The following is a 7240-nucleotide window of genomic DNA, read 5'->3' on the forward strand; positions in this document are numbered from 1 at the left end:
GGGTTATGAAGCAAGTAGTTTTAAATGTACCGGACAACAAATACCCGTTCTTTATGGAGCTGGTAAAGAGCCTTGGCTTTGTTAAAGTGCCCGGGGAAGCTGAGCTGACCAAAAACCAACAAGCGTTTGTGGAAGGCACTAAGAAATCCCTCGAACAGGTTGAACGGCACCTAAAAGGGGAAGTTAAGTTAAAAACCGCTGACCAGCTGTTCAGTGAGCTTTAGTGTTTACACCACCGATTTTTTCGACAAGGAGCTGAAAAAGCTTTCCAGGAAGTACCCGTCTGTAAAAAACGACTATAAGGCCCTGGTTGATTCCTTAAAGGAAGAGCCCAAGCAAGGGCAGCCGCTTGGCAAGGATTGCTATAAAATCCGTATGGCTATTACCTCTAAAGGTAAAGGTAAAAGCGGCGGTAGCCGGGTGATTTCCTCCGTTAAAATTGTGGCCGGATCTGTCTTCCTGCTCTCCATCTACGATAAAGGCGACAAGGAAAGCATTTCGGATAAGGAACTGGACAGCTTGCTTAGGTTGGCTGGGCTACTATAAAGCAAAAAGCCCGGACTTGGCGGGCGTTTTGCTTGCTAAGAGGTTCAGGAACCTCTTCCAGAAGAACGTTGCTACCCTATAAAAGCCAAGCCCCGCCAGCTGAGCGCTGGCGGGGGGTGATATTTTGGCCTGTTTTGGATGGGCTGTAGTCCTTACTTCAGGCTTTTAGCAAGATTTCGAGCACCCCTTGCGACACTTTCGCTCGAGAGTTTCGTTGGTTGTGCGAGCCAGCAGGTTTTACCTAAACCTAATTTATAGTGTAAAAGGTACCCCATTAACATATAAGACTCGTGAATTAGCTGGTCTTAAACAAGGGAATTTATCATAAGATATTTTCTTACAGTGTATGGAATTTAACAAACAGTCTAATTCTAAGCCTTCAACGGTATAATATTTTGCCACACTTTTTCTATTCTTTAGTATATTCTTTTCAATCGTTGATGCACTTAATGAATAATCAAAGTAGAACTCATCAAATTCACTATGAACAAACCCCGTAATTTTATAGAACCTATTTCGAGTAAAGGAATAAGCCAATACAAATTCAGAGAAATAAATTTCACCTACTTCTTTCGACAATAACAACTTACTATTTAATACTTGTTCTGTCTGTTTTATTAACATTGGAAAATTTACATCTGCAAAATCAATCATTATAAATATAACATTATTAAACCCATTTGTTTTTAATATCTTAAACTTACAAAATGTTGTATCATTTAATATTAAGGGAATTTTAACTAGCATGCCCTCTGTATAAAGAACATTATCAAACCTTAATGTATTTAATTTCGCATTAAATATTATGCGAGATGTATCTTCACTTTCTTGCCCTAGGCAAGAAAGTGAAGAGAGTAACAAACAAATTATTGCAAAAAATTTATTCATATTAAATTTAATTATTAGCGTGCCTTTTTATTTCTCCTGTATGCCTCTTTATATCTGAGTTCCATTTGGTTCGCAGCAACTCCGTTGGGATCGCCTTCAGCATGCCCCCCTTGACCTACCCAACTTGGAAATAGTTTCCGTAAAACAAAGAAGTATTCCTTAATATTCTGAGAATAATAAACACAATGTCCCCCTTCGTGCGCCAAAGTTATGGCAGTAGTGTTTCTACTCAACTTAACACCAATTGTGTTTTTTGCTCCAGATAAGGGATCTTTAATATATGATTCGGTGCTAGGTAAGGCGTATGTGCCTCCAAGTAAGTCATATTTCTCGTCATTTTTTGTGTATGAATCATTTGACGCAAGAAGAGTTACGTTAATATCTATGTTCTGACCATCTTTCCCCTTTAAATTATCAAGTTCATTAAAAATACCAGGTGCGACTTCCTTCAATTCATCAATAATAGACTGAACTATTTTGAAATTTCTGTCAACATTATTAAAAGCGCGTGTTTTTTGACGCAATTCTTTTTTTGCAGCCTTCCATTCTTTCTTATTCTTCTCTTTGCTAGTCGAATTGTAATGCTCTTCTGCATCCTTCTTCTCTTCTGCGGCCTTTTCTCGATCCTCTTCGTATCCATTCACTACTTTCATTCCATCTGGGTCGATAAATCGGATTGGATTATCCATGCAGAAAGTGTAAGGGGTCCACCGTCTGCCTTCCTCCACCAGCGGATCGATGGTCTGCCACCTTCCAATTTCCGGCTCGTAGAATCGAGCGCCGTAGTCATACCAGTCCAAAGAACGTCCGGCCACCTGCAGGAACGATTGCAGCTTCTTGCCGTTGTAGCGGTAGGGGTTGCTCTGGCAAATTCAAAGAACGTATAGCGAAGGTAGGGAATTAATTTGAAGATTTGGAAATTAAACAGTTTGAGAATGGGACAATTGCCTTAGTCAGGGGGTGACTTGTTCTCGCTAGAAATGTAGTCGCCCCCTGACTGGCAGCTAGGCTGCAACTCTGCGCTACTAAACAGCTAGGCTTATGGGCAGCATGCCCATGCAACCGCTATGCACGCCTAGGCCGGCAGCCGCTATCACCCACATATAGCCAGCCTCCAGCTTACGTCCATTGGCAAAAGGCTGGCAGCAGCCGGACGGCCCGTCCGACCGAGCGGAGGCTCCTCCAATTGCATCACCAATTGGTATTGGGCCATCCGCTACGGCTGCAGTACCCGCAAATGCTAAAACCCCTGCCCAAGCATAATTACTACCTCCGCTATTTGTGGCAATAAACTAAAACAGTTTATCTCTTCTTAAGAAGAGATAAGTTTTATTAGAATTTTGTTTGGTTACGACAATAGTGTCATTATCTTTTGCTTTTGATATAAAATCCCCAACTTCTATTATTTCATTTATACCATAATCATTATAACCATCTATTTCATCAGCAATTATACTATACTTTTTATCATTTATTGAAACTCTTGATATTGATAAAAAATCCCTAAAATTATTTGCTTTAAAATCATACTTATATGTTATCACACCATCTATCCTTGATTCTTTTTTAAGAGTCGGATACTCTGTTTGTAATTCTTGATCCTGAGTATTGCTCCTTCTTACATTGTATATAATAACAAACAAGAGAATAAACAGGATAATCACCGTCCAAGCTTTGTTTTTAAAAAATTTCATAATTCTATTCTCATTTATCAAATTCTACCTCTCCTTGATTAAATCCTGCATCAATTAAGAAAGGGCTCAATCCAAGCCCAAATGAAAAGGTTGTGCCAAAAACTCGATATTCATTTACGGGTTTTGACCAACTGCTTGCAATTCCAATTCCGAAAAATCCAAAAACATTGACCCCTGCATATGCTTTGGATCTAAATCCTTCAAGATAACTAAGTCTTAAATTATCATTACCTCCAGTGAAGTCAAATCGTGTAAATTCGCCACCAATACTAGCTCCGGTTCCTCCTCCTCCAGCAATTTCATTATAAGTTATATACTTTCCTATATCCTTGCCTCTTAGCATTAATATAATTCCTTTATCCTTCTCTGCTCCAACAAAATTTCCACCCCCATCAATAGAAACTGCTGCAGCTCCATATAAAGGGTTAATAATAGGAATAAACCCAGACCCTGGAAGTATAGGAGGCAAACTATTTAAAGCATTTGCCAGTACTAATCCTGGGTTACCCCCTCCGTTTGCGGCATCACCACCGCTTTGCGGATTTCCCTTGCCACCGCTGTTCCCATCTGGGTTGGGCTTGGGGGCCTCCGGCTTCTTCTTCTCCTCGTTGTTGGCCGGCTTCTTGCTCTTGCCGCCGCCGTCGTCCCCGTCCTCGTAGCTCGTGTACTGCACGTCGTTGCCCCACATGGTACTCATCCAGTTGACGGAGAACCCGTTCACCTTGGGCCCCGCCTCCATCCCATCGGGGTCCACGAACCTGAGCGGGTTGTCCAGCGCGTAGGCGTAGGGGTTCCACCTTCTGGATTTTTCAGCGAGCGGATCGATGGTCTGCCACCGCCCAATCTCCGGCTCGTAGAACCGCGCCCCGTAGTCATACCAATTCAAGGAACGTCCGGCCACCTGCAGGAACGATTGCAGCTCTCCGTCAAAGGCCGGACTTCCGCTGCGCTCCAGCTTGCCGTTGTAGCGGTAGGGGGTGCTTACGTGAATTCAAAGAACCTGTAGCGAAGGTAGAAATTAATTTGGAAATGTGCCTATGCAGCAACGCGTCCTAGTCAGTGGGACGACTTGTTCTCGCTAGAAATGTAGTCGCCCCCTGACTGTAGATACTGCATGCTCACCAAGAAGAAGTTCAAGGACTTCTTCCAGAAGAACGTTGTTACCCTATAAAAGACAAGCCCCACGGATTACTGTTAAGCCCCTCAGATGAAGAAACTCTATTGAGTTTCATTTCTTCTTATCCTACTGAATAATATGTCTAAATAATCCACTAGAATGGATAAAAATAACAGAATTGAACTTACACCTAATGAATTAAACAGAAAAAATGAAATTTCTCTTGAAAAATCATTATGTATGTTGCCAATAATAAAATTTACATATTCAAAAAGGGAACAGGTGATACTCGTCGTTATATATAGAAAACCGCTAGGACTTTCTATTCCTCCAGTGGTCAAATCTAACAAAATTAGTAGTAAGAATAAAATCAAAAAAACACTAGGAAGGAGAAACAATCTCAAAACCTTTCGGCCAGTCAAATTACTCAAAAAGTAAAGAATGGAAATAACAATTATTACAAAATAGTTGATTACTCCACTCATTTTTTGATAGTTGTCAAAAACGTTATAAAGAATAACATCTCCACACACGTTTAATATTAATAACAACAATAGAAATATAATTGTTTTTCTCATTTTAATGAATTTAAAACATTAATTGAATTATTATAATGCATGTCATACAAGAAATCATCGTGAAAATTAAAGTATTTTACCATTCCAGATTCTTCCATTTCAAGACGCGTTTCCAAATAATGCATAAATATATTAGTATGAACAAGCCCAATTGCATCCCTAACGCCATTTTTTAAAGGATAATACTTCAAGGCATATCCGGTATTTCCAATTTCCGGAGAGATTTTTGCATCCCATTTCTTTGTAAAACTATTAAATGCTAGTTGCCAACTCTTCGTGTAATTTTGAGGGTTATTAAGTTTTGATAACTTTGAATACAATGGGGAACCATTTCCATATGATTGAACATCATTAAGTACATTTGATGATCCACCTAATGCACTTAGTGCTAATCTATTTGCCCAAAGTACAATATTGTCTTCAAATGATACTCCACCAGACTTGGCATCACCACCGCTTTGCGGATTTCCCTTGCCGCCGCTGTTCCCATCTGGGTTGGGCTTGGGGGCCTCCGGCTTCTTGCTCTTGCCGCCGCCGTCGTCCCCGTCCTCGTAGCTCGTGTACTGCACGTCGTTGCCCCACATGGTACTCATCCAGTTGACGGAGAACCCGTTCACCGTGGGCCCCGCCTCCATCCCGTCGGGGTCCACGAACCGGAGCGGGTTATTCATGCAATAAGTATACGGGTTCCACCTTCTGGACTGCTCCGCCAGTGGGTCCAGGGTTTGCCACCGCCCAATTTCGGGCTCGTAGAACCTAGCCCCGTAGTCATACCAATCCAAGGAACGTCCGGCCACGGAGAGGAACGATTGCAGCTCCTTGCCGTTGTAGCGGTAGGGGTTCGTCGTGTTGCGCTAGGTCGCCTGCGCCGTTCAAATTCAAAGAGCGTATAGCGAAGGTAGGGAATTAATTTGAGAATTTGAAGATGAGACAATTTGAAGATTTAAAAAATGTGCCAATGCGCCATCATGCATATTCCTTTGTTTTCAAAATCAAAAACAGAAAAACATGAACTAATTTTTAAACAAACCATTTGGATTAACCATAGAATTCAATATGCCAATGAAAAGTCAGTCCCACGAGGGACGACAGTATGGTAGCAAATTAGCGTTCAACGTGGTTCCAGTGCCGAAGGCACGGCAGAGCAATTTGAAAATTGAAAATGCGCCAATACGGCAATTGAACAATCCGGCAATGGCCGGACAAGCTATGAAGATCTACCCTTGAGAGTGCTTACATATTTCTGTCTCAAGCAACCGCCCCCAAGCTGCCAGCTTATGGGCAGCATGCCCATGCAACCGCTATGCGCACCTAAGCCGGCAGCCGCTATTACCTACATATAGCCAGCCTTCAGCTTACGCCCATTGGCAAAAGTCCACAGCAGCCGGACGACACGTCCAGCCGAGCGGGGAACATTTATAATAGTGATCTTTGAGATAATCATACAATAATATCAATGTATATTTATTATCATCCTTTTTAAGAAAGAAAACCCACTGATTTAAGGGTTTATCTTTTCTCCCTATTAAACCGATGGAAAAACACACTAAATCATTTTCAATATAAAACGGTTTGGAAAAGACTAAATATTCTTTCTCAAGCAACTCATTGTCATTAATAAACTTGAAGCCATAAAGGGTATCCAGCTTATTTTCTATTGGCTCATCATCCCTATTCTTTAGATAACTGGTCAACGAATCTGTTATTTTATAGCCAAGTATTTCTGAACCAGTCCTATAACAAAACTCATTTAAACCGTATAGCCTCTTATTACAATACTTTGAATAAACCAATTTCTCATTAATTGCTGGAATAAAGAGAGTTGGCCTCAATATTCCTTTCCACTCATTGTCCGCTAGCATTAAATCCTGTTTCTTACTACAACCATTACTCATAGCAAGAAGAATAATTGCGCAAAATAATATGGTTTTCATTTTTTATGTTTTTTTTCACCTTGATAACTATAATTCCTGCCGGGCATTTGTACTATCATTACTGAGTCTCCAGTTGGGCCAATCAGCAATGTTGAGTCTCCATCTGGACTTATATATGCATCTTCATAATGAATTGTATCCTTTTTCCACCCTTTGTACAAATCATCAACAATTGGCTTACCACCATTCCCCGTATTGTCACCGGTAGTAGACTCCTTGATGTCCTTGTCCGACGTGAACACAGGCCCCAGCTCCTCTTGCTTTTGCTGTGATTCAGTCGTTTTCCCAAATATTTTCTCTGCTACTATTGCAGCAAAATCCAGAGGATCAAACTCCAAACTAGGCAATTCACCCATAACACCCGTAACTTTAGCTTTATCAGGTGTTCCTTGGCCATTTGGCCCAAAAATTTGATCACCATAATTCTGCATCGAGCCGAGCTGCCTAGGCAATGCCGCATCGCTCGGTCCAAAAATACCATGC

9 protein-coding genes and 1 pseudogene are annotated in these 7240 nt (G+C 41.2%); 3 read left to right on the forward strand and 7 right to left on the reverse strand.

Annotation, left to right across the window (positions count from 1 at the left end; all coding sequences use genetic code 11):
- Positions 1–5 precede the first annotated feature (5 nt).
- Together VMW01_09330 and VMW01_09335 are read left to right on the forward strand one after the other, a co-directional pair.
- Entirely contained in the window at positions 6–224 is a 219-nt protein-coding gene (locus tag VMW01_09330; GenBank protein HUW06453.1) for a hypothetical protein, read from the forward strand.
- Entirely contained in the window at positions 214–546 is a 333-nt protein-coding gene (locus tag VMW01_09335) for a type II toxin-antitoxin system RelE/ParE family toxin (GenBank protein HUW06454.1), read from the forward strand. The genes VMW01_09330 and VMW01_09335 overlap by 11 nt, the downstream gene beginning before the upstream one ends.
- 252 nt (positions 547–798) lie before the next feature.
- Here the strand turns inward: VMW01_09335 and VMW01_09340 are convergent, their stop codons facing one another.
- The 5 genes and pseudogenes from VMW01_09340 to VMW01_09360 form a co-directional block, all read right to left on the reverse strand.
- Positions 799–1434, reverse strand: a complete 636-nt coding sequence (locus tag VMW01_09340; protein ID HUW06455.1) for a hypothetical protein — start codon at positions 1432–1434, stop codon at positions 799–801.
- A 14-nt stretch (positions 1435–1448) separates the two neighbouring features.
- Positions 1449–2306, reverse strand: a complete 858-nt coding sequence (locus VMW01_09345) for an RHS repeat-associated core domain-containing protein (protein HUW06456.1) — start codon at positions 2304–2306, stop codon at positions 1449–1451.
- Between the two features lie 420 nt (positions 2307–2726).
- On the reverse strand, positions 2727–3128 hold the full coding sequence (locus VMW01_09350; GenBank protein ID HUW06457.1) for a hypothetical protein: 402 nt from the start codon (positions 3126–3128) through the stop codon (positions 2727–2729).
- A gap of 10 nt (positions 3129–3138) precedes the next feature.
- Positions 3139–4029, reverse strand: a complete 891-nt coding sequence (locus VMW01_09355) for an RHS repeat-associated core domain-containing protein (protein ID HUW06458.1) — start codon at positions 4027–4029, stop codon at positions 3139–3141.
- A 790-nt stretch (positions 4030–4819) separates the two neighbouring features.
- Positions 4820–5659 (reverse strand): annotated as a pseudogene (locus VMW01_09360) (RHS repeat-associated core domain-containing protein).
- 226 nt (positions 5660–5885) lie between these two features.
- On the opposite strand from VMW01_09360, the gene VMW01_09365 reads away from it, so the two are divergent.
- Positions 5886–6050 (forward strand): hypothetical protein, encoded by a 165-nt coding sequence (locus VMW01_09365; protein ID HUW06459.1) that lies wholly within the window; start codon positions 5886–5888, stop codon positions 6048–6050.
- Between the two features lie 128 nt (positions 6051–6178).
- Here the strand turns inward: VMW01_09365 and VMW01_09370 are convergent, their stop codons facing one another.
- Positions 6179–6757: a hypothetical protein gene (locus tag VMW01_09370; GenBank protein HUW06460.1), complete on the reverse strand. Its 579-nt coding sequence runs from the start codon at positions 6755–6757 to the stop codon at positions 6179–6181.
- On the reverse strand, positions 6754–7240 hold a 487-nt coding region (locus tag VMW01_09375), incomplete at its 5' end, for a hypothetical protein (protein HUW06461.1). The genes VMW01_09375 and VMW01_09370, both read right to left, overlap by 4 nt.

This window comes from Williamwhitmania sp. (genome assembly GCA_035529935.1).
Lineage (GTDB): Bacteria > Bacteroidota > Bacteroidia > Bacteroidales > Williamwhitmaniaceae > Williamwhitmania.

Excerpts from the sequence above, each read along its gene's own strand:
- VMW01_09330 (HUW06453.1), top strand. The coding sequence starts at position 6 with ATGAAGCAAGTAGTTTTAAATGTACCGGACAACAAATACCCGTTCTTT.
- VMW01_09340 (HUW06455.1), bottom strand. The coding sequence starts at position 1,434 with ATGAATAAATTTTTTGCAATAATTTGTTTGTTACTCTCTTCACTTTCT.
- VMW01_09350 (HUW06457.1), bottom strand. The coding sequence starts at position 3,128 with ATGAAATTTTTTAAAAACAAAGCTTGGACGGTGATTATCCTGTTTATT.
- VMW01_09365 (HUW06459.1), top strand. The coding sequence starts at position 5,886 with ATGAAAAGTCAGTCCCACGAGGGACGACAGTATGGTAGCAAATTAGCG.
- VMW01_09370 (HUW06460.1), bottom strand. The coding sequence starts at position 6,757 with ATGAAAACCATATTATTTTGCGCAATTATTCTTCTTGCTATGAGTAAT.